Origin of the sequence: Streptomyces sp. NPDC058145, from assembly GCF_042884245.1 — a bacterium.
Classification (GTDB): Bacteria; Actinomycetota; Actinomycetes; order Streptomycetales; family Streptomycetaceae; genus Streptomyces.
The window spans coordinates 226,534-250,190 of the sequence record NZ_JBHVUH010000012.1 but is presented as its reverse complement, the minus strand read 5'-3'; the positions used below and the strand labels follow the sequence as shown (position 1 = coordinate 250,190).

Below are 23,657 nucleotides of genomic sequence, written 5' to 3'. Positions count from 1 at the left end.
CGACGGCGATGAGCGGGTCAGCTCGCGCGGGCGCGGACCCGGTCGAGGCCGCCCAGCGGGCGGAGTGGAGGTTCTCCTGTCCCCGTGCGCGCAGTGTCGCCATGTCCGGCGCAGCGCAGCGTTCAGTACTGCTCGGTATCCCTGAAACCCGTGTCCACGTCGTCGGCGCCGAAGGCGTCCGCAGCGGCGGTCGGGTTGAATCCGGGCGGGCTGTCCTTGAGGCCGAGGCCCATGCCGGCGAGCTTTTCCTTGACCTCGTCGATGGACTTCGCACCGAAGTTGCGAATGTCGAGGAGGTCGGCCTCGGAGCGGGCGACGAGCTCGCCCACGGAGTGGACGCCCTCGCGCTTGAGGCAGTTGTACGACCGGACGGTGAGGTCGAGCTCCTCGATCGGCATGACCAGATCGGCGGTGAGGGCGGCGTCCACCGGGGACGGGCCCATGTCGATGCCTTCGGCTTCGATGTTCAGCTCGCGGGCCAGCCCGAACAGCTCGACCAGCGTCTTGCCGGCGGACGCCATGGCGTCACGGGGACGCATGGCCTGCTTGGTCTCGACGTCGACGATCAGCTTGTCGAAGTCGGTGCGCTGCTCGACACGGGTGGCCTCGACCTTGTACGTGACCTTGAGAACCGGCGAGTAGATGGAGTCGACCGGGATACGGCCGATCTCCTGGCCCACCTGCTTGTTCTGCACGGCGGAGACGTAACCGCGGCCGCGCTCGACGGTCAGCTCCATCTCCAGCTTGCCCTTGCCGTTGAGCGTGGCGAGGACGAGGTCGGGGTTGTGCACCTCGACACCGGCCGGCGGGGCGATGTCGGCGGCGGTGACCAGGGCCGGGCCCTGCTTGCGCAGGTACATCACCACGGGCTCGTCGTGCTCCGAGGAGACGACCAGCTGCTTGATGTTGAGGATCAGGTCGGTGACGTCCTCCTTGACGCCCGGCACGGTGGTGAACTCGTGCAGAACGCCATCGATCCGGATGGACGTGACGGCCGCTCCGGGGATCGAGGAGAGGAGGGTGCGGCGGAGGGAGTTGCCGAGGGTGTAGCCGAAGCCCGGCTCCAGCGGTTCGATCACGAACCGGGAGCGGAACTCGTCGACGACCTCTTCAGTCAGGGACGGACGCTGAGCAATCAGCACGGGGTATTGCCTCCAGTGGTTTGGCGCCCGCTATGTGACGCCGTAGACACCACGAAGGGTACGGGCGATACAGGCGATACGGTCTCCGCAGAGGCCGAACCGCCTGTCTCGCCGACTCAGGGAGGAGGCTTCGGGTCTCCCTGCATGGGCGGGCAGTCGCAGTCATGGCCAGCCTCTGCGACGTACACCGCCCGCTGCAGGTCGGCCACGCTCGGTGCCCCCTCGGTCCGCCCGTCCGGGCTGCGATACAGGCGGCAGGAGACGGAAGCTGCTGCCCCGGGGACGGCGAAGGGGTCGTTGCCGTTGATGAGGACGGTGGGGGAGCCGGTCATGCCGAGCCGTGCGGCCTGCGCCTCGTCGGCGACTTCCACCAGTTCGAGAACGACGGCTCGTCCGTCGAGTGCCTGCTCGATTCGCTCGCGCGCCAGTGGTGCGTTGGGGCAGTCGGGCACTGCCAGAACCGTGATGCGCATGGCCGTATCCTCCCAGGTCACTGCGGATGCGACCGGCGGTAGACCTTCCAGCGCACTGGAAGGTCAAGGCGTAGCTTCGGCGGTATGCGCATCGGAGAACGGGCCGTCGCGAACGATCTGACGCCCAGGACGATCCGCTTTTGCGAGCAGGCCGGACCGCTGCCTGCGCCGCCCAGGACGGCGGGTGGCTACCGTGACCATCCGTCGCGGACCGGCGCCCGGCCGGCCCTCATCCGCGATTCCCGGTCGGCCGGCCTGACGCTCGCGGAGATCCGCTCGATCCTCGTTCCGCGCGACTCGGGCGAGGCACCGTGCGCCTATGTCACCGGTCTGCGTCGTGCTGTGCGGTGAGATTCCGGCCCAGCCCGCCCAAGTCGTGCGTTGGACGGTTGCTGAGTTGCTGCGGGTGAGGAGCAGGCCAGTGGCTGCGCGGGGCGTACATGATGACGGCCATGCCGGCGAGGCACACCAGGGCGCCGATGACGTCACAGCGGTCGGGACGGTAACCGTCGGCGACCATGCCCCAGGCGATCGACCCGGCGACGAAGATCCCGCCGTATGCGGCGAGGATGCGCCCGAAGTTGTCGTCGGACTGGAAGGTGGCCACCACTCCGTAGAGGCCGAGAGCGGCTACACCTGCTCCGATCCAGACCCAGCCCTTGTGTTCGCGCAGGCTTTGTCAGACCAGCCAGGCGCCGCCGATCTCGAACAGGGCGGCGACAACGAACAGGGCGACGGAACGCAGGACAGTCATGCTCGGTGAGCCTGCTTACGGCCGGTGCTGCTGATCGTCAGTGGGTCGGCGGTCGTCTCGCAGCCACATCGACCCTGGTCAGAGGCGCCGCAGCCGCAGGCGGTGCGGCGGCGGCCGAACCACCAGGTGGCCCCGGCCAGCGCGGCCAGGGCGAGGGCGACGGCGGGCAGCCAGCCCACCACGGCGGAGGCGCCGGCTCCGACGACGCCCGCGGTGATCAGGGCGGGCAGCAGGCAGCACGCCAGACAGGCCAGCCAGGCCAGGGAGGCGAGCGCCTTGGGGGTGCGGCGCGGGGCGGGGTCAGCAGCAAGGTCGGGCATGGCGGTTCTCCTCGGCGAGGTCGGTGAAGGGCAGGGGGCAGCGCGGGCTGGTCGCGCACTCGGTCAGGTCGTCGCATCCGGCGTCGACGGCGGTGATCAGGGCGGCGCGGATGGTGGTCAGGTCGGCGATCTTCGCGTCGACCTCGGCCAGTTTGGCTGCGGCGCGGTCCTGGAGGCCGGAGACGGATCGGCCGTGCCGGTGGCGGCCGGCCTCCAGCAGTTCGGCGACCTCGTCCAACGTGAAGCCCAGGCGCTGGGCGGCCTTGATGACCCGCAGGACGGTGACTGCTTCCTCGCCGTAGAGGCGGTGGCCGCCGGGGCTGCGGTCGGGTGCGGCGAGCAGGCCGCGCCGCTCGTAGTAGCGCAGGGTCTGGATGTTCACCCCGGCCGCGTCCGCGACCTGCCCGCTGCGTAGGGCGTCGCCGGTCACGGCAGGTCCCGCCGGCCGGTTGTGGTGGCCCGCTCCTGGAGGGCGTCCAGCACGGCCTCGTGCGCCGCGTCGACCTCGATGTCCAGGCGGATCTGCTCTGTGCCGGCGCTTACGGTGAAGGTGAAGAACGAGCAGCAGCCGCTCTCGCGGGCCACCAGGTCGCGGACGTCGTCCTCGATGCCCGGCCCGCCGGTGAGCACCAAGAGCAGCCGCAACGGCTCCGGCCGCGCGGTCTCTCTCAGCCGCTCGGCAAACAGCGCGTCGAATTCCGCGACCCGCAGCGGCTGCTCGGTGGTGGGCAGCGTGCAGGATGCCGGTACCCAGGTCGTCATGGTGGCCACTCCCGTCCTGGGGCCCCCGCACGGTGCGGGGACATCTCCGACGGTAAGCCTGTACCTGGGTACCGGTTGCAAGGCCGGCCGCTCGAATCGCCCGGAGGCTCTGAGCACTACCGTGGATTCATGACGGCGCCACGTCGCCGGGGATGCGGCCCACATCCACAGCCCGGCCGGCGCCCAGGGCATGAACACCGGCATCCAGGACGCCCTGAGCCTGGGCTGGCAGCTCGCCCTCGTGTGCCGGGGCCGGGCTCCGGCGGAGCTGCTGGAGACGTACGATATCGAGCGTGCCCCGGTCGGCCGGAGCGTGCTGCGCTTCACCGACCGCGCTTTCATGATCGGTACCCGCAGCAACCCGCTCATCCGCTTCGCCCGCACCCGGCTCGCGCGGCGCCTGGCTCCGTTGGCGCTGCGGGGGACGGAACCTCGCGGGCGGATCTTCCGGACGGTCTCGGAGCTGGGCATCGACTACCGGCGAAGCCCCGCCTCCACGGGGGGCTCGCGGTCACCGGGTAAGCGGCCGCCAGCAGGAGACCGGCTGCTCGACCTTCCGCGCGGGCTCCGGGCGCGGAGTTCGGGGCCGGGCCGGCACCTGCTTCTGTCAGGACCGCCCCCGAGCCGATGACGATGACGTTGCGTATGTCCGTCGCCGTGCTCACGCCTGGGGCTCTGGCGCGATCTCCTTGATCAGGCCCTCGATCAGCACCTTGATCTCGTCCCGGATCGGACGCACGGCCTCGACGCCCTGGCCCGCCGGGTCCTCCAGATCCCAGTCCAGGTACCGCTTGCCCGGGAAGACGGGGCAGGTGTCGCCGCAGCCCATGGTGATGCAGACGTCCGACTCCTTCACCGCGTCCACGGTGAGCATCTTCGGTACTTCGGCGGAGATGTCGATGCCGACCTCGCGCATGGCCTCGACGGCAGCAGGGTTGACGTTGGCGCCCGGGTCGGAGCCGGCGGAGCGGACCTCGACCCGGTCCCCGGCCAGGTGGGTCAGCCACGCGGAGGCCATCTGGGAACGGCCGGCGTTGTGGACACAGACGAACAGCACGGAGGGCTTGTCGGACATCAGAGGTCTCTCTTGTCTCGCAACAGGACGGGTACGACACATCAGCACCCGGTGGTGTCAGTCACCGCTGATGTGACAGTATCAGTCCATGATGATGTCAGCCGACGCTGATCTGATCCGGGTTCTGGCCGACCCGCTCAGGCTCCAGATCGTGACCCTGCTCGCCAAAGAGACGCTGTGCACCACCCACCTCGTGGAGGAGACCGGTGCCCGGCAGACCAACCTCTCCAACCACCTGAAGGTGCTGCGCGAGGCCGGGGTCGTCGAGACGGAGCCGTGCGGCCGGTTCACCTACTACCGGCTCAAGCCCGACGTCATCGCCTCACTCGCCGGCCAGTTCGCCGATCTGGCCGAGTCCGCTCGCACCGCCGCCGAGAACAAGAGGGCCTGCCCATGACCGCCGCCGAAGCCGCCCCGACCGCGGAGTCCGCGACACCCGCTCCCTCACCCGCCTCCGTCGAGCCCGCGCCGGGTGCCACCCCGCCGCGTAACCCCCTGGTCGCCCGGGCCGCCGCCGAACTCATAGGCACCGCCTTGTTGGTGGCGGTTGTGGTGGGCTCCGGCATCCAGGCCACCGAACTGACCAAGGACGTGGGCCTGCAACTGCTGGCCAACTCCACGGCCACTGTCTTCGGCCTCGGCATCCTGATCCTCCTGCTCGGCCCGGTCTCCGGCGCACACTTCAACCCGGTCGTCACGGTGGCCGAGTGGTGGACCGCCCGCCGCGGCGGCGCCGGGGTCACTCCGCGCGAGGTGGCGGTCTACGTACCCGCGCAGATCGTGGGTGCGATCGTGGGCGCGATCCTGGCGGATGCGATGTTTGGCGAGCCGCTGGTGAAGTGGTCCACACACGACCGCTCGGCCGGTCACCTGCTCCTCGGCGAGATCGTCGCGACGGCCGGCCTGATCCTGCTGATCTTCGGCCTCGCCTGCGCCGACAGGCTGCAGTTTGCGCCGGTGGCCGTCGCCTCGTACATCGGCGCCGCCTACTGGTTCACCTCGTCGACGTCCTTCGCCAACCCGGCGGTGACCATCGGCCGCGCCTTCACCGACACCTTCGCGGGCATCGCCCCCGGCTCGGTCGCGGGCTTCATCGGCATGCAGGTCGTCGGCGGCGTGGTCGGACTGGCCCTGGTGGCCCTCATCTTCATGCCCGGACGATCGGCCGAGTGAGCCACAGCACGCCGGTGGTGGTGATCGGCGGCGGCCAGGCCGGGCTCGCCGCCGGCTACCACCTGCGCCGTCTCGGCCTCGACTTCGTCATCCTCGACGCCCAGACCACGCCGGGCGGCGCCTGGCGGCACGCCTGGGACTCGCTGCGCCTGTTCTCCCCGGCCGCGTACTCCTCGCTGCCCGGCCGCCTCATGCCGGCTCAGAGGGGCGAGGCCTACCCCGACGCGCAGCACGTGGTGGAGTACTTGGCCGACTACGAGAAGCGCTACGAGCTGCCCGTCGAGCGGCCTGTGCGCGTCCTCGGCGTCCACCGGGACGGCCAACTCCTGCGCGTGGAAACCGACTCCGGTACCTGGCACGCCCGCGCCGCAATCAGCGCGACCGGCACCTGGTGGCGGCCTTTCGTCCCCAATGTCCCTGGCCAAGCGACCTTCGAGGGCCGGCAGTTGCACACGGTGGAGTACCGCAGCCCCGCCGACTTCGCCGGTTGTTCGTTGGTCCACCGGGTGCCGTCGGTGGGCCGGCGCAGGTCGGTCTCGGTGGCGTTGTCGAGGAGCCGGTGGAAGGTCGTACGGGCCCTCTCCAACTCCTCGTGGATCGCCTGACGGTCCACCGGCAGCTTGCTCAACGGACTCACCTGTCCCCTGTACGGCCTGTCCGGTCGGCTCAGCCCAGAGTGCCGAGCATCTGTCCCATAGCGGCGACCACCGAGGGCTCCACCCGGTAGTAGACCCAGGTGCCGCGCCGCTCGGAAGAGAGCAGCCCGGCCTCCTTCAGCTTCTTCAGGTGGTGGGAGACCGTCGGCTGCGAGACGCCGACGTCGGAGATGTCGCACACGCACGCCTCGCCACCCTCGTGGGACGCGACAAGCGAGAACAGGCGAAGCCGGACCGGGTCACCGAGCGCCTTGAACATCCGAGCGGTCTTCTCCGCCTCGTCAGCGGTCAGCGGGCGCTCGGTGACCGGCGGGCAGCACGGCACCACAGCATCGGCACCCTCCGACTCCAGCAGCGGCAGCACCTTGGTATTCGACATGCGTCTATGTTGACACATGTCAAACCAGTCCGGCGAGGGTCGGATCGTCCGCCTGGGTGCGGGGTGGGCGGAAAGGGGTCACGCCTCCGCAATCTCTTAATTCGACGAATGTCTATGTTGACGCTTGTCTAATCAGGTGTCATGCTGGCCGCTCAAGCCATCGACAAACGTCGAAGCAAAGGGGAACCTCGTGGCTGTGTCCATCAACAGCGTGCCCACTACCGACCAGCTGCCCGTCGTGGTCATCGGAGCCGGCCCCATCGGCCTTGCCGCAGCCGCCCACCTCGTCGAGCGCGACATCGAACCGCTGGTCCTGGAAGCCGGACCGTCCGCCGGCTCCGCCGTCCGCGACTGGGCGCACGTGCGGCTGTTCTCCCCCTGGGCCGAGGTCACCGACCCCGCCGCCGAGAAGCTGCTCGCACCGACTGGCTGGGTGCGACCCGACGGCTCCGCCTATCCCACGGGCGGCGACTGGGTCGAGAAGTACTTGCAGCCGCTCGCCGACACGCTCGGTGACAAGGTCCGCTACGGTGCCACCGCCACCGGCGTCGCCCGCTCCGGACGTGACCGCATCGTCGACTCCGGCCGCGACGAGCAGCCCTTCACGGTTCACATCCAGCTCGCCGACGGCCACGAGGAGCGCATCACGGCACGCGCCGTCATCGATGCCTCCGGCACCTGGTCCATCCCCAGCCCGATGGGCGCCGACGGCCTGCCAGCCCTCGGCGAGAAGGCCGCCACCGACCGCATCTCCTACCGCGTCCCCGACCTCGGCAACCCGGGCGTGCGCGCCCGCTACGCAGGCAAGCGCACCGCGGTCGTCGGGTCGGGCGCCTCCGCCTTCACCGCGCTCGCCTACCTTGCCGACCTGGCCAAGGAGGAGGACGGCACGCACGCGGTGTGGATCCTGCGCCGCGGCATCAGCGCGAACACCTACGGCGGCGGCGAAGCCGACCAGCTCCCCGCCCGCGGCGCACTGGGCCTGCGCGCCAAAGCCGCCGTCGAGGCAGGCCACGCCAGCGCGGCAACCGGCTTCCGTACCGAGGCCATCGAGCGGGACACCGAAGGCCGCCTGATCCTGGTCGCCGAGGACGGCCGCCGCCTCGACCCTGTCGACGAGGTCATCGTCCTCACCGGCTTCCGCCCCGACCTCTCCTTCCTCTCCGAGATCCGCCTCGGCCTCGACGAACGCCTCCAGGCCCCGACCGCCCTCGCCCCGCTCATCGACCCCAACGTGCACTCCTGCGGCACCGTCTACCCGCACGGCGTGAACGAGCTCTCCCACTCCGAGCAGGGCATCTACCTGGCCGGCATGAAGTCCTACGGCCGCGCCCCCACGTTCCTGGCCATGACCGGCTACGAGCAGGTCCGCTCCATCAGCGCCGCCCTCGCCGGCGACCACGAGGCCGCCGAACGCGTCGAACTGACCCTCCCGGAGACCGGCGTGTGCGGCGGAGCGGGCCTCTTCGACGACCCCGAAGCCGCCCAGAGCAGCGAAGGGGGCGGATGCTGCGCAGCCCCCGTCACCTTGCAGATCGGCCTCGGCGTCCCGACCACCCCCGGTGGCTGCTGAAACCCGAATCCCCACCAGGAGGTTCGCCATGTCCCGCGTACAACTCGCCCTGCGAGTTCCGGATCTCGACGCGTCCATCGCCTTCTACAGCAAGCTCTTCGGCACCGAGCCCGCCAAACTCCGCGACGGCTACGCCAACTTCGCCATCACCGAACCCCCGCTTAAGCTTGTCCTGATCGAGGGCGCCGCGGGCGAGGCAACCCGCATGGACCATCTCGGCGTCGAGGTCGAGACGACCGAGGCCGTCCACGCCGCCACCACCCGCCTCGGCGACGCCGGCCTGGCCACCGACGTCGAAAACGACACCACCTGCTGTTACGCCCTCCAGGACAAGGTCTGGGTCCACGGCCCCGGACAGGAACCCTGGGAGGTGTACGTCGTCAAGGCCGACGCCGACACCCTGGCCAAGCAACAGAACAGCACCTGCTGCGCCGGCCCCGCCGAGACCGAGACCGGCGCGAAGGAACCGGTCGCCGCGGACGGCTGCTGCTGACCGGGATGACCAACCTCCACACCCGCGGGGCCGCGACCGAAGCAGGGAACCGGTCGCGGCCCCGCGCCGCGCTGCCCGCTCTGTGCGTCACCCAGACCACCAGCTGGGGCATCGCTATCTGCTGGCCCAGGGTGTGGACGTGTTCGACGTGAACTGGATGGACCGGGCGGATCGCCGGCGGCGCGGCAAGTCGGATCCGCTCGATGCCCAGAATGCGGCGCGAGCCGTGCTGAGCGGGCGGGCCTCCGCCCGGGCCAAAACGGGCGACGGGCCGGTACAGATCGCGAGAATGTACAAACTCACGAAGGCGTCGGCCGTCACAGCCCGCACCCAGGCCATCAACCAGCTCAAGGCGGTACTCGTCACTGCGGACCCCGTCTCGCGGGAGGAACTGGCCGGACTGGGCAATGCCGAACTCTTCCGTACCTGCGCACAGTTCACCGATGCGCGTGCTCGCGAGGAGGCCGGCGCGGAGTCAGTGGTGGAGGCCACCCGGATCACGCCGGGCCCGCTGGCCCACCGGATCGGCCAGCTTTCCGAGGAGGTCCGCGACGTGGAGGCTCGTCTGACCCGGCTTGTGGAACGGCATGCCCCGCAGCTGCTCGACGTGGTGGGGATCGGCCCGGACACGGCGGTCACGTTGCTGATCACAGTGGGGGACAACCCGGAACGGCTGGACAGCGAGGCGTCGTTCGCCGCGCTGTGCGGTGTCAGCCCTGTCGAGCGTTCCTCGGGACGCAGGCAGTTCCGTCGCCTCAACCGCGGCGGCGACCGGCAGGCCAACGCCGCGCTTCACCGCATCGTGTTCACCCGCCTGCGGGTCGACCCGAGCACTCAGGACTACTACGAGCGCCGGATCAAGGAGGGCAAGACGTGGCGCGAAATCGTCCGATGCCTCAAACGCTACGCTGCCCGGGAGGTCTTCCACCTGGCCAGGCCCGCAAAGTCATGCCCCACGTCATGGGGGCAGTCGTGAGAGATGAGAGGGTCTGACGGGTGAGCGAGACACCACCGAACACCCTGCAATACCGCTTTGACGGGCCGGAAGAGGCTCCCGTCCTGATCCTGGGTCCCTCGCTGGGTACCACCTGGCACATGTGGGACCGGCAGATCCCCGAGCTGACGAAGCAGTGGCGGGTCTTCCGGTTCGACCTGCCGGGCCACGGCGGCGCACCCGCCCACCCGGCCCCTTCCGTCGGCGAGCTGGCGGCCCGGCTGCTGGCCACGCTGGACGCGGTCGGCGTGCAGCGCTTCGGCTACGCGGGCTGCGCCCTCGGCGGCGCGGTCGGCCTCGAGCTGGCGCTGCGCCGCCCCGAACGCCTCGCCTCGCTCGCGCTGGTCGCCGCCTCGCCCCGGTTCGGCACCGCCGACGAGTTCCGCCAGCGCGGGGTGATCGTCCGCACCAACGGGCTCGACCCGATCGCCCGGACCTCCCCCGACCGCTGGTTCACCGGCGGGTTCGCCGCCGCCCAGCCCGCGATCACCGAGTGGGCCGTGCAGATGGTGCGCACCACGGACCCGGGCTGCTACATCGCAGCCTGCGAGGCCCTCGCCGGATTCGACGTGCGGCCCGAGCTGGGCCGGGTCGGCGTGCCGACGCTGGTGCTGGTCGGCTCCGACGACCAGGTCACCGGCCCCGCCGAGGCCCGCACCCTGGTGGCCGGCATCCCGGACGCCCGGCTCGCGGTCGTCCCCGGCGCCTCCCACCTGGTCCCCGTCGAGCAGCCCGCCGCCGTCACCGACCTGCTGGTCCGCCACTTCTCCACCGCCTGGCAGCAGCCCTACGACACCGGCCAGACCGCCCTGCCGGCCGCCCCGGTCCACCCGGCCGTCGCCGCGCCGCCGCAGGTGGTGCCCATCGCCGAGATCGCCCCCTTCGTCCCGGCGCAGCCGCTCGGGCCGCCCGATCGGTACCAGAGCGGGCTGAAGGTCCGCCGGGAGGTGCTGGGCGACGCGCACGTCGACCAGGAACTGGCGCAGGCCGACGAGTTCTCCGGGGACTTTCAGGAGTTCATGACCCGCTACGCCTGGGGCGAGATCTGGGACCGGCCCGGCCTGGACCGCCGCACCCGAAGCTGTGTCACGCTCACCGCGCTGATCGCCGGCGGCCATCTGGAGGACCTCGCCCTCCATGTCCGCGCCGCCCTGCGCAACGGACTCACCCCCCAGGAGATCAGGGAAGTGCTGCTCCAGGCGGCCGTGTACTGCGGAGTCCCGGCGGCGAGCCGGGCGTTCCGGGTGGCCCAGCAGGTCGTCCGGGAGGAGACCACACCCGCCGAGTGAGGCCCCCGGCCGCCGCACGCGGCAGGATGGGGAGCCATGAAGCTCACCAAGAAGACCCACGCCTGCGTCCGCCTCGAGAAGGACGGGCGGACGCTCGTGATCGACCCGGGCGGGTTCAGCGAGCAGGACGCCGCGGCCGGCGCCGACGCGATCCTGGTCACGCACGAGCACCCGGACCACTTCGACGAGGGCCGGCTGCGGGCCGCGCTGGAGGCCCGCCCGGGCGCGGAGATCTGGACCCTGAAGTCCGTGGCCGACCGGCTCGCGCCGGCCCACCCGGGCCGGGTGCACACCGTCGGCCACGGCGACACCTTCACCGCCGCCGGTTTCGACGTGCAGGTCCACGGCGAGCTGCACGCGGTGATCCACCCGGACATCCCGCGCGTCACCAACGTCGGCTACCTGATCGACGGCGGCCGGGTCTTCCACCCGGGCGACGCCCTCACCGTCCCCGAGCGGCCGGTCGAGACCCTGATGGTCCCGGTGATGGCCCCCTGGAACAAGATCGCCGAGGTCATCGACTACGTCCGCGAGGTCGGGCCGCAGCGCGCCTTCGACGTCCACGACGCCCTGCTCACCGACCTCGCCCGCCCGATCTACGATGGCCACATCGGCCGCCTGGGCGGCACGGACCACCAGCGGCTCGCCCCGGGGGCGTCGGCCGAACTGTGAGCCGGGCGGGTTGTCACACCCGGCAGGTAGGTTGTGAGACATGCGCATCGCCACCTGGAACGTGAACTCGATCACCGCCCGCCTGCCGCGGCTGCTCGCCTGGCTGGAGAGCAGCGGCACCGACGTGCTCTGCCTCCAGGAAGCGAAGATCGCCGAGGAGCAGTTCCCGTTCGAGCCGCTGCGCGAGCTGGGCTACGAGGCGGCGGTGCACGCCACCGGCCGGTGGAACGGCGTGGCGGTGCTCTCCCGCGTCGGCATCGAGGACGTGGTCAAGGGCCTGCCCGGCGACCCGGGGTACGAAGGCGTGACCGAGCCGCGCGCCCTCGCGGCGACCTGCGGCCCGGTCCGCGTCTGGTCGGTGTACGTGCCCAACGGCCGTGAGGTGGAGCACCCGCACTACGCCTACAAGCTCCAGTGGTTCGAGGCCCTGCGGGCCGCCGTCGCCGGTGACGCCGCCGGCAGCCGCCCGTTCGCGGTGCTCGGCGACTACAACGTGGCGCCGACCGACGAGGACGTCTACGACCGGGCCGCCTTCGAGGGCTCCACCCATGTGACCCCTGCCGAGCGCGCCGCCCTCGCCTCCCTGCGCGAGGCGGGCCTCGCGGACGTCGTCCCGCGGCCCCTGAAGTACGACCACCCCTACACCTACTGGGACTACCGCCAGCTCTGCTTCCCCAAGAACCGCGGCATGCGCATCGACCTGGTCTACGGCAACGAGCCCTTCGCCGGGGCCGTGAAGGACGCCTACGTCGACCGCGAGGAGCGCAAGGGCAAGGGCGCTTCCGATCACGCGCCGGTGGTGGTCGACCTGGACGTGTGATGCCACGCTTGGCCCATGAACATTCCGTTCCTGGGCCACCGGCACCACAAGAACGGCCGCGCGGCCCTTCCGGCCGACCCCGAGGCGATCGCCGCGCTGCTGTCCGAATGTGAACTGCTCCGCTCGCAGGCGGCCCAGGCGGGTGTCCGCCTCGACGACACCCCGGCCTCCCTGGAGGCGCTGGACCAGCTGATCCCGCGCTGGCGCGACGACGCGGAGATCCTGCCCGGGCTGGGCAACGACGCCGGGCTGTACGTGGGCACGGTCGTGGTGCGCACCGTGCCCGGCGCCGCCTGGCGGATCCGGACCGACGGCGAACCGGTCGTACGGCTCGCCTCCGGCCGTGAATTCGAGCTCGTGCGGTCGGGGCAGGAGTGGGCCGCGAGCGGCGTCCCCGAGCTGTCGCAGCTCTACGCGGAGGTCGCCGAGGCCTGAGCCCGGCGCCGGCCGGTCCGGCGCGGGGCCGGACTCCGAAGCGTGAACAGCGTAAATACGGCTAATGCCCGAAAGGTGCGTGTCGCCCGTCAACTCCGCAGCCGGCTGGATAGTTTGCGGGATCACGACACGGCTGAGAGTGAGTAGGGCTGCGGATGGCCGCCGATCCGTTGATCGAGCTGCGTGACGTCAACAAGTACTACGGGGAGCTGCACGTCCTGCGGGACATCGACCTCACCGTCGGCAGGGGCGAGGTGGTCGTGGTCGTCGGCCCCTCCGGGTCGGGGAAGTCGACGCTGTGCCGGACCATCAACCGCCTGGAGACCATCGAGTCCGGCACGATCACGCTCGACGGGCGGCCGCTGCCCGAGGAGGGCAGGGCCCTCGCCCGGCTCCGCGCCGAGGTCGGCATGGTCTTCCAGTCCTTCAACCTCTTCGCCCACAAGACGGTCCTGCAGAACGTCTCCCTCGCACAGACCAAGGTCCGCAGGCGCGGCAAGGACGACGCGGACCGCCGTTCCCAAGAACTCCTCGACCGCGTCGGCCTGCTGAACCAGGCCGCCAAGTACCCCGCACAGCTCTCCGGCGGCCAGCAGCAGCGGGTGGCCATCGCCCGCGCCCTCGCCATGGAACCCAAGGCGATGCTGTTCGACGAGCCCACCTCGGCCCTCGACCCCGAGATGATCAACGAGGTGCTGGAGGTCATGCGGCAGCTCGCCCGCGACGGCATGACCATGGTCGTCGTCACCCATGAGATGGGCTTCGCCCGCTCCGCCGCCAATCGCGTGGTCTTCATGGCCGACGGCCGGATCGTCGAGGACCGCAACCCGGAGGAGTTCTTCACCAACCCGCGCAGCGACCGCGCCAAGGACTTCCTGTCCAAGATCCTCAAGCACTGACCGGGGGAGTGCGACCCGTGTTCCGTATCGCCCGTGCGCCCCGCGCCGTCTGCCTCCTGCTGGCGCTGCTCGCCGCCGCCTGCGGCAGGGAGGGAAGTCCGCCCGGCAAGGGCCCGGCGCCCGAGAAGCTCCCCAAGTACCAGGTGAGAGAGGGTTTCACGCTGCCCGCTTCGAGGACCTGGGCCCGCGCGAGGAAGCGCGGCCACTTCGTCGTCGGCGCCAAGGAGGACCAGCCCTACCTCGGCGAGAAGGACCCGGCGACCGGCATCTACTCCGGCTTCGACATCGAGATCGCCAGGATGCTGTCCGCCTCCCTCGGATTCCCCCCGAAGACCATCGAGTTCAGGACGATCGCCTCCGCCAACCGCGAGACCGCCCTGCAGAACGGTCAGATCGACTACTACGTCGGCACCTACACCATCAACGACAACCGCAAGAAGCTCGTCGGCTTCGCCGGCCCCTACTACCTCGCCGGCCAGTCCCTCCTCGTCCGCCGGGACGAGAAGGGCATCCACGGCCCCGAGGACCTCGACGGCAAGCGCGTCTGCTCGGCGGCCGGTTCGACGCCGTACCAGCGCATCAGGTCCGACTACCCGAAGGCGGTCCTCGTCGCCTACGACACCTATTCCATCTGCGTCGACAACCTGCTCACCTACCAGGTCGACGCGGTCACCACCGACGACGCCATCCTCATCGGCTACGCGGCCAAGGCCCCCCGCGAACTGAAGGTCGTCGGCAGGCCCTTCTCGAAGGAGCCGTACGGCATCGGCCTCCCGCACGGCGACACCGCCCTGCGCCTGGCCCTCGACGACGCCCTGCAGGCGCGTGAGAGCAACGGCGACTGGAAGAAGGCGTACGACGCGACGCTCGGCCTGTCCGGTGTACCCGCCCCCCACCCGCCCGCGATCGACCGTTACCCGGCGAGCTGAGCGAGGACGGAATGTACGTACTGAAGGACAACTGGTCCACCTACTGGGATGGTTTCCTCGGCACCCTCGAACTGACCGTCTGGGCCTCCCTGCTGGCGCTGGTCCTGGGCTTCGTGATGGCCTCGTTCCGGGTCGCGCCCGTCGGGTCGCTGCGCGTCTTCGGCACCGTCTGGGTGACCGTCCTGCGCAACACCCCGCTCACCCTGCTGTTCTTCGCGGTACTGCTCGGACTGCCCCGCTTCGGACTGGTGCTGCCCTTCCAGGTGTTCGCCGTCCTCGCCCTCGGCTGCTACACCTCGGCGTTCATCTGCGAGGTGCTGCGCTCCGGCATCAACACCGTGCCCAAGGGGCAGGGCGAGGCGGCCCGCAGCCTCGGCATGAGCTTCGGGCAGACACTGTCCCTGGTCGTGCTGCCCCAGGCGTTCCGGTCCGTGATCCCGCCGGTCGGCTCGACCCTCATCGCCCTCGCCAAGAACTCCGCGATCGCGGGCGCGTTCAGCGTCACCGAACTGCTCGGCACCTACAAGACGATCAACGAGCTGGGCTACAACATCGTCTGGACCTTCGTCTGGATCGCCGTGGGATACCTGATCATCACCCTCGCCATCAGCGCCCTGTTCCACCTGCTGGAGCGGAAGTGGGGGGTGGCCCGATGACCGATTCCACCGCGCTCTACGACCTCCCGGGCCCGCGCACCAGGCGACGGCACACGATGTACGGCGTCCTGTCCGCCGCCGTCCTCCTCGTCCTCCTCGCCTGGATCCTGTATCTCCTCCTCGACACCGGCCAGTTCACCCACACCAAGTGGATGCCGTTCGAGTACCAGGGCATCCAGAAGCTGCTCCTGCGGGGCCTAGGCAACACGCTGAAGGCGTTCGCGCTGGCGGCCGTGCTCTCGCTCGCGCTCGGGGGACTGCTCGCGACGGGGCGGCTCTCCGACCACCGGCCGGTGCGCTGGGCCGCCACGGTCGTCGTGGAGTTCTTCCGCGCCATGCCCGTACTGGTGATGATCTTCTTCATCTTCGTGGCGTTGAAGGCGCAGCCGCTGACCGCCCTGGTCGCCGGACTCACCCTCTACAACGGCTCCGTGCTCGCCGAGGTCCTGCGCTCGGGCGTGCGGGCCGTCGAACGCGGCCAGCGGGAGGCCGCGTTCGCGCTCGGCATGCGCAAGACCCAGGTCATGGCACACGTCCTCGTACCGCAGGCCGTGCGGGCCATGCTGCCCGCCGTCATCAGCCAGTTGGTGGTCGCCCTGAAGGACACCTCCCTGGGCTTTCTCATCACCTATGAGGAGTTCCTCCACGCGGGGAAGCTCATCGCGTCCAACCTCGACTACGATTTGCCGTTCATCCCCGTGGTGATGGTGATCGCGCCGATCTACATCGGGATGTGCATGCTGCTCTCGTGGTTCGCCGGCTGGGTGTCCCGCCGTGAGCAGCGCAGTCCCAGGACTGACGCGGTGACGGTCGTCACGGCCGGTCCAGGGGCGCTGCTGCCGGGTGGGGAACCCCCCACGGCCCCGCGACCGTAGGGGGGTGGCAGTTCATACGGGCCAGGCTCGTCCGGCGGCAGCCGGGGATCACTGCTCGCGCAAGGGGACGGACAGGTACGACGGGTCGTCCGCCGGCGAGGAGAAGGTCAGCTGCGCGCCGGACGGGTTGTGCTCGATGTAGAGCGGGTCGACCGTGTCCACCACCAGCGCGAGACGGTGTCCGGCGGGCACGTCGTAGGCGGTGGAGAACAGGTCCAGATCCACGTCGAACGGCTCACCGGGCGTCCGCCCGTGCCAGGTGAGGGGCGCGTTGGTCACCAGCTTGCCGAAGCCGAGCGGGCCCACGTCGTACAGATAGGCCACCAGGGTGCCGCTCTCCGCGGTCGGGGTGAGCGTGGTGTGCAGCGCCGCCGTGCCGCGCACCCGCTGGGCCGTGCCGTACCGCTCCGACTGCCAGACGGCCGCCCAGCGGCGCGGCAGCAGCGGGACCGCGGCGACGGGCGGCAGCTTGGCCACCTGGTCCAGGATGCTGGAGAGGAAGACGATCCCGCCGTCCGCGCCCGAGTCGACATTGGCGTGGATGGTGGTGGAACCGGCGAGCGCGATCTTCCGGCGGGTCGCGCCGACCGACTTCCAGTCCGGGTAGCCCTCGTATCCCCCCGCGCTACGGGACTTGAGCCGGACCGGCTGCTCACGGTCGATGCCGTTGTCGGCGCCCCTGAGGTAGTGGTCGAACCAGCGCCCGGTGTCCGTCCACACGTCGTTGGGCAGCCCGAACAGACCGGTCAGCTCGGCGGTCGCGTGGTCGCCGGGGCGCAGCTCCAGCCGCTTCGGCACGGTCAGCTTCTGGTAGAAGTCGGCGTACTGGTTGGCCGGGAAGACCGTGTCGCCCCAGGCGTTGGCGAGCAGGACGGCGGCGCCGTTCCGGTTCAGCCGGTCGACGTAGGTCGCGACGGAACGCTTGCGCCCCCAGTCGATCATCTCCTGCTCATGGGACAGGTCGGCGGCGTAGAAGCGGTCGAAGATCTGCCGGAGTTCGGGACTCTCCCGGCCGGTGAGGGCGCCCACACCGTCCAGCACGGCGCCCGCCTGGACGTGCTGGGTGCGGCCCGAGTAGATGGAGCCGATGAGGTCGGCCCAGCCGCTGAGCGCGGCGACCGCCTTGATCCGCTCGTCGTGGGCGGCGGCCAGCAGACTGATGCCGGCACCGTAGGAGACCCCCGCCATGCCGATGTGGTGCGCGTCCGCGGGGGTGTTGGCCAGTGCCCAGTCGATCACCTTGGAGGCGTCCGCTGTGTCCGGCGGACCGGCCACTTCTATCTCGCCGCCCGACTGCCAGAACCCGCGCACGTTGTACGACAGCACCACGTACCCGGAGTCGGCCAGCTTCCGCGCCTGGGCCAGGTACTCCACCTGGGGGAAGCCCCAGCTCGTGGGCAGCACGATGAGCGGGTAGGTCCGCGAGCCGTCGGCGCCCGCGGGCGTGACCACGTTCGCCTTCAGTACGGTGCCGCCGGCGCCGGTGATGTCCACGAACCGTACGGACGGTGCGGCCTGGGCGGCCGGGGCCAGTCCGACGACCGTACCGGCGATCAGCGCCGTGGCGACGGCGCCGACGGCGGAGGTGCGCAGGCCGGTGCGACCAGTTCTCATGGGGTCACTCCTCACTCGGTGACTCGGTAAGGTGCAAAGTGACCCGACGGTAGCCGCGGGCTGCCACTATAAGTAACCCGTCGGTAAGTTACGTGCCAGTAAAGGTTGTTGAAGAGCTAAGAGGCCGCCGCCGCGGCGGCCTCCGGCAGCGGCGCCCGGGCCGCCCGGGTCACGTCCGCCACCAGCTCCACCACATCGGGGCCGTACGCCTGCGAGTTGACCACCTTCAGCAGCAGCACGAAGGAACCGGAGCCGTACTTGCGGGCCAACCGCTCGTGGCCGCGCGCGAGATAGCGGGTCGCGGCCTGGTTGGTGATCGCCCGCTGCCCGCAGAACAGGAACACCGGGCGGGCCTCGCCCCGATTGCCCGCGGTGAGCCGGGCCAGCAGCACGTACTCGCTTCTGCCGCTCTCCACGCGGTAGTCCTCGCCGCCGATGTGGAAGGCGCCCGCCTCCGGACCCGACTCCGCCTCGGTGTTCACCCCCACGCCCGGCAGCAGGGAGGACAGGTGCGCCGCCATCCGGCGGTTCGAGCTGGGCCCGCCGAGGCAGAACTCCGTGCGCTCACCGAAGCCCTGCTGGGTCGCGTCGTGCGCCACGACCTGGGCGTGCGCGTTGCAGTCCTTGATCAGGGCGGAGAGCTCCAGCAGGGCGAACACGTCGTGCCGCATCACCGAGAGCTCCGGGCCGCCCGCGTTGCGGTTGACCACCAGCAGCGACTCCGAGTGGTCCGGCAGCCCGAAGAAGGCCTGCTTGCGGCGGAGCCTGCGCCGCCACAGGTAGGTACGGGCGAGCCAGCCCAGCGCGGCACTGACGCCGGCCGCTACGACACCCAGGACGATGTTGCGCACGTCGTCGTTCATGGCCGCGCATGCTAGCGGTCCCGCACGTCCACTACGCACCCGTGTTCGAGGTGTGACGTTCGTGTGGCGAGTGCCCGAGGCGTACTGTCGATACGGAGGCAATCTCGTTACGCTGCGCGGACTTGTCCCTGCGGGAGGTACGGATGGGTCGTCCTGGCACGCGGAAACTGGCGGTTCTGGCGGTCTCGGTCGCCGTGGTCTCGGTGGGAGCGGCCGCGCCGCCCGCCGCGAGGACCGGCGGCACGGCCACGAAGGTGCCGGTGGCCGTCGGCTACGGGGGCGCCGTCTCCAGTGTCGACGCGGACGCCTCCGCAGCCGGCATCGAAGTGCTCAGGAAGGGCGGCAACGCGGTCGACGCGGCCGTCGCGACCGCCGCCGCGCTCGGCGTCACCGAGCCCTACTCGGCCGGCGTCGGCGGAGGCGGGTACTTCGTCTACTACAACGCCAGGAACCGCACCGTCCACACCATCGACGGCCGCGAGACCGCGCCCCTGTCCGCGGACTCCGAACTGTTCACGGAGAACGGCAAGCCGCTCGCCTTCGCCGACGCGGTCAGCAGCGGCCTGAGCGTCGGCACCCCCGGCACGCCCGCCACCTGGCAGACCGCGCTGGACCAGTGGGGCAGCGAACGCCTCGGCACGGTCCTGAAGCCGGCCGAGCGGATCGCCCGCCAGGGCTTCACGGTGGACGACACCTTCCGCTCGCAGACCGCGTCCAACGAGACCCGGTTCCGCTACTTCCCGGACACCGCGAAGCTGTTCCTGCCGAACGGGCGGCTCCCGGTCGTCGGCTCCACGCTCAGGAACCCCGAACTGGCCCGCACCTACGAGGAACTGGGCCGCAGGGGCGTCGGCGCGATCTATCGCGGGGACATCGGCGACGACATCGTCAAGACCGTCGAACATCCGCCGGTGGACCCCGCCTCCGGCTGGAACGCCCGCCCCGGCAAGCTGGCCGAGAAGGACCTCGCCGTCTACCGGGCCAAGCTCCAGGCGCCCACCAGAACCTCGTACCGCGGCCTCGGCGTGTACTCCATCGCGCCCTCCTCCTCCGGCGGCACGACCGTGGGTGAGGCGCTCAACATCCTGGAGCGGACCGACCTGTCGAAGGCGAGCCAGGCGCAGTACCTGCACCACTACATCGAGGCGAGCCGCATCGCGTTCGCCGACCGCGGCCGCTGGGTGGGCGACCCCGCCTTCGAGGACGTACCGACGAAGGATCTGCTGTCGCAGCGGTACGCCGACTCGCGGGCCTGCCTGATCAAGGACGACGCGGTGCTCACCAGCCCGCTCGCGCCGGGGGACCCGCGGCATCCGGCGGCCTGCGGCACCGGCGGCAAGGCGGCCCCGACGACCTACGAGGGCGAGAACACCACGCACCTCACCGTGGCCGACAAGTGGGGCAACGTCGTCGCCTACACGCTCACCATCGAGCAGACCGGCGGCAGCGGCATCACCGTCCCCGGCCGGGGCTTCCTGCTGAACAACGAGCTGACCGACTTCTCCTTCACGCCGGCCAACCCGGCCGTGCACGACCCGAACCTGCCGGGACCGGGCAAGCGGCCGCGCTCCTCGATCTCCCCGACGATCGTCCTGGACCGGCACGACAGGCCCGTCGTGGCGCTCGGTTCACCCGGTGGCGCGACCATCATCACGACCGTGCTGCAGACCCTGACCGGGTTCCTCGACCGGCGGCTGCCGCTGGTGGACGCCATCGCCGCACCGCGCGCCAGCCAGCGCAACGCCGCCCAGACCGAGCTGGAACCCGCGCTGTACGACAGCGACCTGCGGACCCGGCTGGAGGCGATCGGGCACAGCTTCAAGCTCAACCCCGAGATCGGCGCGGCCACCGGCGTCCAGCGGCTGCCGGACGGCAAGTGGCTGGCGGCCGCCGAGAAGGTACGACGGGGCGGCGGCTCGGCGATGGTGGTGAACCCGGCGCCGTAATCCCGCCCCGCACGCGACCGCCCTGCGACTCGGGACTACAACTCGGGTGCGGGCGGGGGCGGTTCATCCGCCGGCCCGGTGTCCTCGCCCGGCCGGGTCTCCGCTTCCGGCCCGGTACCCGCCGCCGGCCGGGAATCAGCGGCCGGCGGAGGAGCGGCCGGTGGAGGAGTGGACGTCGGGGGAGTGGCCGGCGAGGTCCGCTCCGGCCGGAAGTCCAGCCGCCCGTCCGCGACGTCCACCGTCACCCGGCTGCCCGCGGCGATCGTGCCGTCGAGCAGCAACCGCGAAAGCTGGTTGTCCACCTCCCGCTGGATGGTGCGGCGCAGCGGGCGTGCGCCGTACTCCGGCTGGTAGCCGCGCTCGGCGATCCAGTCGACGGCCCCGTCCGTGAACCGCACCGTGACACCCTGGCCGTCCAGAAGCCGGCGGGTGCGCTCCAGCAACAGGTCGGTGATCTGCCGCAGTTGCTCGCCGGTGAGCTGCCGGAAGACGACGATCTCGTCGATGCGGTTGAGGAACTCCGGCCGGAAGTGCTCCCGCAGCGGACGCAGGATCTGCTCGCGCCGCGCCTCCTCGTCGGCGTCGGCGCCACCCGGCCCGAAGCCGATCCCGGCGCCGCGCCGGCTGATCACGTCCGAGCCGAGGTTGCTGGTCATCACGATGACGGTGTTGGTGAAGTCCACCGTGCGGCCCTGCGAGTCGGTGAGCCGGCCGTCGTCCAGCACCTGCAGCAGGATGTTGAAGACGTCCGGGTGCGCCTTCTCCACCTCGTCCAGGAGCAGCAGCGAGTACGGGTGCCTGCGCACCACCTCGGTGAGCTGGCCGGCCTCCTCGTGGCCGACGTACCCGGGCGGGGCGCCCACCAGCCGGGAGACGGTGTGCCGCTCCTGGTACTCGCTCATGTCGAGGCGGACCATGCGCTCCTCGCTGCCGAACAGCGCCTCCGCGAGCGCCCGGGCCAGCTCGGTCTTGCCGACGCCGGTCGGGCCGAGGAAGAGGAAGCTGCCGATCGGCCGGTCCGGGCTGGCCAGCCCGGCGCGCGAGCGCAGCACCGCCTCGGCGACCACCGCGACCGCCTCCTCCTGGCCGACCACCCGCTGGTGCAGATGCTGTTCCAGGCCGAGCAGCCGCTCCTTCTCCTCCTGGGTCAGCCGGCTGACCGGGATGCCGGTCTGCCGGGACACCACCTCGGCGATGGACTCCGCCGTCACCTCGAGCTGCCCCTCGTCGGCCTGCCCGTCGTGGCTGGACTCCGCGATCCGCTGCTTCAGCTCGCCGATCCGGTCGCGCAGCTGCGTGGCCTGCTCGTAACTCTCGTCGGCGACCGCCTGGTCCTTGTCCCGGACCAGTTGCTCCACCTCGCGCTCCATCGTGCGCACGTCCGTGCCCTTGGTCCCGGCGCCCAGCCGTACCCGGGCGCCGGCCTGGTCGACCAGGTCGATCGCCTTGTCGGGCAGCCGGCGGTCGGTGAGATAGCGGTCGGACAGCTCCACGGCGGCGACCAGCGCCTCGTCGGTGTAGCGGACCTGGTGGTGGGCCTCGTACCGGTCGCGCAGCCCGCGCAGGATCTCCACGGTGTCCGGGACCGTGGGCTCGGGCACCAGGATCGGCTGGAACCGGCGGGCCAGCGCCGCGTCCTTCTCGATCCGCCGGTACTCCTCCAGCGTGGTCGCGCCCACGATGTGCAGCTCGCCCCGGGCGAGCGCGGGCTTGAGGATGTTGCCCGCGTCCATCGCGCCGCCCTCGCCGCCGGAACCGGCGCCGACGACGGTGTGCAGCTCGTCGATGAAGACGATCAGCTGGTCGGAGTGGGCGCGGATCTCGTCCACGATGTTGTTCAGCCGCTCCTCGAAGTCGCCCCGGTAGCGGGTGCCGGCGACGACCCCGGTCAGGTCCAGGGCGACCACCCGGCGTCCGGCCAGCATCTCCGGCACGTCACTGTCCGCGATGCGCTGCGCGAGCCCCTCGACGACGGCCGTCTTGCCGACACCGGCGTCGCCGATCAGTACCGGGTTGTTCTTCCCGCGCCGGGACAGCACCTCGATGGTCTGCTCGATCTCCTGGTCGCGGCCGATGACCGGGTCCACGCGGCCCTGCCGGGCCATGTCGGTCAGATCGCGGCCGTACTTGTCGAGCGTCGGCGTCGAGGTGGGCCGCTGCCGCTCCGGGCGCGGCTGCGCGGCCTCGGGGGCCTCCGGCGGCAGGCCGCCCGCCTGGAACCGCGCCGCGTTCAGGATGTGCCCGGCCGCCGAGTCCGGGTTCATGGCGAGCGCGCTCAGCACATGCTCCGGCCCGATGTACCCGGCACCGCTCGCGCGTGCCATGTCGTGCGCGTCCAGCAGGGCGCGCTTGACGGCCGGGGTGAGCGACAGCGAGGTCGGCGGCGGCGCGTCGGCCGTCGGGTGGTGCGCGGGCCCGGCGCGGTGGTCGATCTCCGTGGCCAGCGAGTCCGGGTCGGCGCCGGAGCGGCTGAGCAGGCTGCGGGTGGGCTCGGCGGCGAGGGCGGCGCGCAGCAGGTGCTCGGTGTCCAGGTCGCGGCTGCCGTGCTCGGCGGCGTACTGGGCGGCCCCTCTCACCAGCTCACGGGCCGGCTGGCTGAGCAGACGGCCGATGTCGATGTGGCGGGGGGCGCCGCGTCCGCCGGGGACGCCGGCGCCGGTGCCGCCGAAGAAGCGGGCGAAGAAATCTCCGAAGGGGTCCTCCGGGCCGTTGTAGCCGCTGGTCATCGTTTCGTTTCCTTCGCAGACGACGTGCGGAGCGGCCGGGTAACCCGGGGGTGGGCCGCTCATGCCACGATGACACGAGCTTCTGCGAAGGGCATGTGCAGGAACGTCCGCTCAGCACGGGTTCGCGTTCCTCACCCGA

Annotated in this window: 25 protein-coding genes and 3 pseudogenes; 17 read left to right on the top strand and 11 right to left on the bottom strand. The window is 70.9% G+C overall.

Annotated elements, in window-relative coordinates:
- Nucleotides 1-122: 122 nt before the first annotated feature.
- Entirely contained in the window at nt 123-1,142 is a 1,020-nt protein-coding gene (locus ACFVVO_RS27280; protein WP_390058230.1) for a DNA-directed RNA polymerase subunit alpha, read from the bottom strand.
- 116 nt (nt 1,143-1,258) lie between these two features.
- Nucleotides 1,259-1,615, bottom strand: coding sequence for a hypothetical protein (locus tag ACFVVO_RS27275; protein WP_390058229.1), 357 nt, complete (start codon nt 1,613-1,615; stop codon nt 1,259-1,261).
- 84 nt (nt 1,616-1,699) lie between these two features.
- On the opposite strand from ACFVVO_RS27275, the gene ACFVVO_RS27270 reads away from it, so the two are divergent.
- Nucleotides 1,700-1,966, top strand: coding sequence for a MerR family DNA-binding transcriptional regulator (locus ACFVVO_RS27270; RefSeq protein WP_390058228.1), 267 nt, complete (start codon nt 1,700-1,702; stop codon nt 1,964-1,966).
- A gap of 76 nt (nt 1,967-2,042) precedes the next feature.
- On the opposite strand, the pseudogene ACFVVO_RS27265 reads toward ACFVVO_RS27270, so the two are convergent.
- The 4 genes and pseudogenes from ACFVVO_RS27265 to ACFVVO_RS27250 form a co-directional block, all read right to left on the bottom strand.
- Nucleotides 2,043-2,369 (bottom strand): annotated as a pseudogene (locus ACFVVO_RS27265) (YnfA family protein); the annotation flags it as partial.
- Nucleotides 2,366-2,689 (bottom strand): hypothetical protein, encoded by a 324-nt coding sequence (locus ACFVVO_RS27260; RefSeq protein WP_390058227.1) that lies wholly within the window; start codon nt 2,687-2,689, stop codon nt 2,366-2,368. The pseudogene ACFVVO_RS27265 and the gene ACFVVO_RS27260, both read right to left, overlap by 4 nt.
- Nucleotides 2,670-3,119: a MerR family transcriptional regulator gene (locus ACFVVO_RS27255; RefSeq protein ID WP_390058226.1), complete on the bottom strand. Its 450-nt coding sequence runs from the start codon at nt 3,117-3,119 to the stop codon at nt 2,670-2,672. The genes ACFVVO_RS27260 and ACFVVO_RS27255 overlap by 20 nt, the downstream gene beginning before the upstream one ends.
- Nucleotides 3,116-3,451, bottom strand: coding sequence for a hypothetical protein (locus ACFVVO_RS27250; protein ID WP_390058225.1), 336 nt, complete (start codon nt 3,449-3,451; stop codon nt 3,116-3,118). Before ACFVVO_RS27250 ends, ACFVVO_RS27255 begins: the two co-directional genes overlap by 4 nt.
- A 154-nt stretch (nt 3,452-3,605) precedes the next feature.
- On the opposite strand from ACFVVO_RS27250, the pseudogene ACFVVO_RS27245 reads away from it, so the two are divergent.
- Nucleotides 3,606-4,082 (top strand): annotated as a pseudogene (locus ACFVVO_RS27245) (FAD-dependent monooxygenase); the annotation flags it as partial.
- Between the two features lie 30 nt (nt 4,083-4,112).
- Here ACFVVO_RS27245 and ACFVVO_RS27240 read toward each other — a convergent pair.
- A complete protein-coding gene (locus tag ACFVVO_RS27240) occupies nt 4,113-4,526 on the bottom strand; it encodes an arsenate reductase ArsC (RefSeq protein ID WP_390058224.1) in 414 nt (137 codons plus the stop codon).
- Nucleotides 4,527-4,614: 88 nt separating this feature from the next.
- Between ACFVVO_RS27240 and ACFVVO_RS27235 the strand changes: the two genes are divergently transcribed.
- From ACFVVO_RS27235 to ACFVVO_RS27225, 3 genes and pseudogenes are all read left to right on the top strand, one after another.
- Nucleotides 4,615-4,923, top strand: a complete 309-nt coding sequence (locus tag ACFVVO_RS27235) for an ArsR/SmtB family transcription factor (protein ID WP_390058223.1) — start codon at nt 4,615-4,617, stop codon at nt 4,921-4,923.
- Nucleotides 4,920-5,699 (top strand): aquaporin, encoded by a 780-nt coding sequence (locus ACFVVO_RS27230; protein ID WP_390058222.1) that lies wholly within the window; start codon nt 4,920-4,922, stop codon nt 5,697-5,699. Before ACFVVO_RS27235 ends, ACFVVO_RS27230 begins: the two co-directional genes overlap by 4 nt.
- Nucleotides 5,696-6,187, top strand: a pseudogene (locus ACFVVO_RS27225) (FAD-dependent oxidoreductase); the annotation flags it as partial. The gene ACFVVO_RS27230 and the pseudogene ACFVVO_RS27225, both read left to right, overlap by 4 nt.
- A 178-nt stretch (nt 6,188-6,365) precedes the next feature.
- Here ACFVVO_RS27225 and ACFVVO_RS27220 read toward each other — a convergent pair.
- Complete coding sequence (locus tag ACFVVO_RS27220; RefSeq protein ID WP_390058221.1) at nt 6,366-6,734, bottom strand: ArsR/SmtB family transcription factor; 369 nt, start codon at nt 6,732-6,734, stop codon at nt 6,366-6,368.
- Nucleotides 6,735-6,930: 196 nt separating this feature from the next.
- On the opposite strand from ACFVVO_RS27220, the gene ACFVVO_RS27215 reads away from it, so the two are divergent.
- From ACFVVO_RS27215 to ACFVVO_RS27165, 11 genes are all read left to right on the top strand, one after another.
- Entirely contained in the window at nt 6,931-8,307 is a 1,377-nt protein-coding gene (locus ACFVVO_RS27215) for an NAD(P)-binding domain-containing protein (protein ID WP_390058286.1), read from the top strand.
- 28 nt (nt 8,308-8,335) lie between these two features.
- Nucleotides 8,336-8,800 carry an ArsI/CadI family heavy metal resistance metalloenzyme gene (locus ACFVVO_RS27210; RefSeq protein WP_390058220.1) on the top strand — a complete coding sequence of 155 codons (465 nt, stop codon included), beginning with the start codon at nt 8,336-8,338 and terminating at the stop codon, nt 8,798-8,800.
- Nucleotides 8,801-8,939: 139 nt separating this feature from the next.
- Nucleotides 8,940-9,776, top strand: coding sequence for a transposase (locus tag ACFVVO_RS27205; RefSeq protein ID WP_390058219.1), 837 nt, complete (start codon nt 8,940-8,942; stop codon nt 9,774-9,776).
- A gap of 20 nt (nt 9,777-9,796) precedes the next feature.
- A complete protein-coding gene (gene pcaC, locus ACFVVO_RS27200; RefSeq protein WP_390058218.1) occupies nt 9,797-11,083 on the top strand; it encodes a 4-carboxymuconolactone decarboxylase in 1,287 nt (428 codons plus the stop codon).
- A 36-nt stretch (nt 11,084-11,119) separates the two neighbouring features.
- Entirely contained in the window at nt 11,120-11,755 is a 636-nt protein-coding gene (locus ACFVVO_RS27195) for an MBL fold metallo-hydrolase (protein WP_390058217.1), read from the top strand.
- 40 nt (nt 11,756-11,795) lie between these two features.
- Nucleotides 11,796-12,575 carry an exodeoxyribonuclease III gene (locus ACFVVO_RS27190; protein WP_390058216.1) on the top strand — a complete coding sequence of 260 codons (780 nt, stop codon included), beginning with the start codon at nt 11,796-11,798 and terminating at the stop codon, nt 12,573-12,575.
- Nucleotides 12,576-12,590: 15 nt separating this feature from the next.
- Nucleotides 12,591-13,010, top strand: a complete 420-nt coding sequence (locus ACFVVO_RS27185) for a DUF6278 family protein (protein WP_390058215.1) — start codon at nt 12,591-12,593, stop codon at nt 13,008-13,010.
- A gap of 155 nt (nt 13,011-13,165) precedes the next feature.
- Nucleotides 13,166-13,909, top strand: a complete 744-nt coding sequence (locus ACFVVO_RS27180; protein ID WP_390058214.1) for an amino acid ABC transporter ATP-binding protein — start codon at nt 13,166-13,168, stop codon at nt 13,907-13,909.
- A gap of 17 nt (nt 13,910-13,926) precedes the next feature.
- Nucleotides 13,927-14,838 carry a glutamate ABC transporter substrate-binding protein gene (locus ACFVVO_RS27175; RefSeq protein ID WP_390058213.1) on the top strand — a complete coding sequence of 304 codons (912 nt, stop codon included), beginning with the start codon at nt 13,927-13,929 and terminating at the stop codon, nt 14,836-14,838.
- A gap of 11 nt (nt 14,839-14,849) precedes the next feature.
- Nucleotides 14,850-15,494: an amino acid ABC transporter permease gene (locus ACFVVO_RS27170; RefSeq protein WP_390058212.1), complete on the top strand. Its 645-nt coding sequence runs from the start codon at nt 14,850-14,852 to the stop codon at nt 15,492-15,494.
- Nucleotides 15,491-16,369, top strand: coding sequence for an amino acid ABC transporter permease (locus ACFVVO_RS27165; RefSeq protein WP_390058211.1), 879 nt, complete (start codon nt 15,491-15,493; stop codon nt 16,367-16,369). Before ACFVVO_RS27170 ends, ACFVVO_RS27165 begins: the two co-directional genes overlap by 4 nt.
- A gap of 48 nt (nt 16,370-16,417) precedes the next feature.
- Here the strand turns inward: ACFVVO_RS27165 and ACFVVO_RS27160 are convergent, their stop codons facing one another.
- Together ACFVVO_RS27160 and ACFVVO_RS27155 are read right to left on the bottom strand one after the other, a co-directional pair.
- On the bottom strand, nt 16,418-17,983 hold the full coding sequence (locus tag ACFVVO_RS27160; RefSeq protein ID WP_390058210.1) for an alpha/beta fold hydrolase: 1,566 nt from the start codon (nt 17,981-17,983) through the stop codon (nt 16,418-16,420).
- A 116-nt stretch (nt 17,984-18,099) separates the two neighbouring features.
- A complete protein-coding gene (locus ACFVVO_RS27155; RefSeq protein WP_390058209.1) occupies nt 18,100-18,846 on the bottom strand; it encodes a hypothetical protein in 747 nt (248 codons plus the stop codon).
- Nucleotides 18,847-18,989: 143 nt separating this feature from the next.
- On the opposite strand from ACFVVO_RS27155, the gene ggt reads away from it, so the two are divergent.
- Nucleotides 18,990-20,792, top strand: coding sequence for a gamma-glutamyltransferase (gene ggt / locus ACFVVO_RS27150; protein ID WP_390058208.1), 1,803 nt, complete (start codon nt 18,990-18,992; stop codon nt 20,790-20,792).
- A gap of 35 nt (nt 20,793-20,827) precedes the next feature.
- Here ggt and ACFVVO_RS27145 read toward each other — a convergent pair whose 3' ends face one another.
- Nucleotides 20,828-23,518 carry an ATP-dependent Clp protease ATP-binding subunit gene (locus tag ACFVVO_RS27145; protein WP_390058207.1) on the bottom strand — a complete coding sequence of 897 codons (2,691 nt, stop codon included), beginning with the start codon at nt 23,516-23,518 and terminating at the stop codon, nt 20,828-20,830.
- Between the last annotated feature and the right edge of the window lie 139 nt (nt 23,519-23,657).

Bases quoted from the DNA above. Each gene is read 5' to 3' on its own strand.
- ACFVVO_RS27275 (WP_390058229.1), bottom strand. From the start codon at position 1,615: ATGCGCATCACGGTTCTGGCAGTGCCCGACTGCCCCAACGCACCACTG.
- ACFVVO_RS27270 (WP_390058228.1), top strand. From the start codon at position 1,700: ATGCGCATCGGAGAACGGGCCGTCGCGAACGATCTGACGCCCAGGACG.
- ACFVVO_RS27260 (WP_390058227.1), bottom strand. From the start codon at position 2,689: ATGCCCGACCTTGCTGCTGACCCCGCCCCGCGCCGCACCCCCAAGGCG.
- ACFVVO_RS27250 (WP_390058225.1), bottom strand. From the start codon at position 3,451: ATGACGACCTGGGTACCGGCATCCTGCACGCTGCCCACCACCGAGCAG.
- ACFVVO_RS27240 (WP_390058224.1), bottom strand. From the start codon at position 4,526: ATGTCCGACAAGCCCTCCGTGCTGTTCGTCTGTGTCCACAACGCCGGC.
- ACFVVO_RS27235 (WP_390058223.1), top strand. From the start codon at position 4,615: ATGATGATGTCAGCCGACGCTGATCTGATCCGGGTTCTGGCCGACCCG.
- ACFVVO_RS27230 (WP_390058222.1), top strand. From the start codon at position 4,920: ATGACCGCCGCCGAAGCCGCCCCGACCGCGGAGTCCGCGACACCCGCT.
- ACFVVO_RS27220 (WP_390058221.1), bottom strand. From the start codon at position 6,734: ATGTCGAATACCAAGGTGCTGCCGCTGCTGGAGTCGGAGGGTGCCGAT.
- ACFVVO_RS27210 (WP_390058220.1), top strand. From the start codon at position 8,336: ATGTCCCGCGTACAACTCGCCCTGCGAGTTCCGGATCTCGACGCGTCC.
- ACFVVO_RS27195 (WP_390058217.1), top strand. From the start codon at position 11,120: ATGAAGCTCACCAAGAAGACCCACGCCTGCGTCCGCCTCGAGAAGGAC.
- ACFVVO_RS27190 (WP_390058216.1), top strand. From the start codon at position 11,796: ATGCGCATCGCCACCTGGAACGTGAACTCGATCACCGCCCGCCTGCCG.
- ACFVVO_RS27185 (WP_390058215.1), top strand. From the start codon at position 12,591: ATGAACATTCCGTTCCTGGGCCACCGGCACCACAAGAACGGCCGCGCG.
- ACFVVO_RS27180 (WP_390058214.1), top strand. From the start codon at position 13,166: ATGGCCGCCGATCCGTTGATCGAGCTGCGTGACGTCAACAAGTACTAC.
- ACFVVO_RS27170 (WP_390058212.1), top strand. From the start codon at position 14,850: ATGTACGTACTGAAGGACAACTGGTCCACCTACTGGGATGGTTTCCTC.
- ACFVVO_RS27165 (WP_390058211.1), top strand. From the start codon at position 15,491: ATGACCGATTCCACCGCGCTCTACGACCTCCCGGGCCCGCGCACCAGG.
- ACFVVO_RS27160 (WP_390058210.1), bottom strand. From the start codon at position 17,983: ATGAGAACTGGTCGCACCGGCCTGCGCACCTCCGCCGTCGGCGCCGTC.
- ACFVVO_RS27155 (WP_390058209.1), bottom strand. From the start codon at position 18,846: ATGAACGACGACGTGCGCAACATCGTCCTGGGTGTCGTAGCGGCCGGC.
- ggt (WP_390058208.1), top strand. From the start codon at position 18,990: ATGGGTCGTCCTGGCACGCGGAAACTGGCGGTTCTGGCGGTCTCGGTC.
- ACFVVO_RS27145 (WP_390058207.1), bottom strand. From the start codon at position 23,518: ATGACCAGCGGCTACAACGGCCCGGAGGACCCCTTCGGAGATTTCTTC.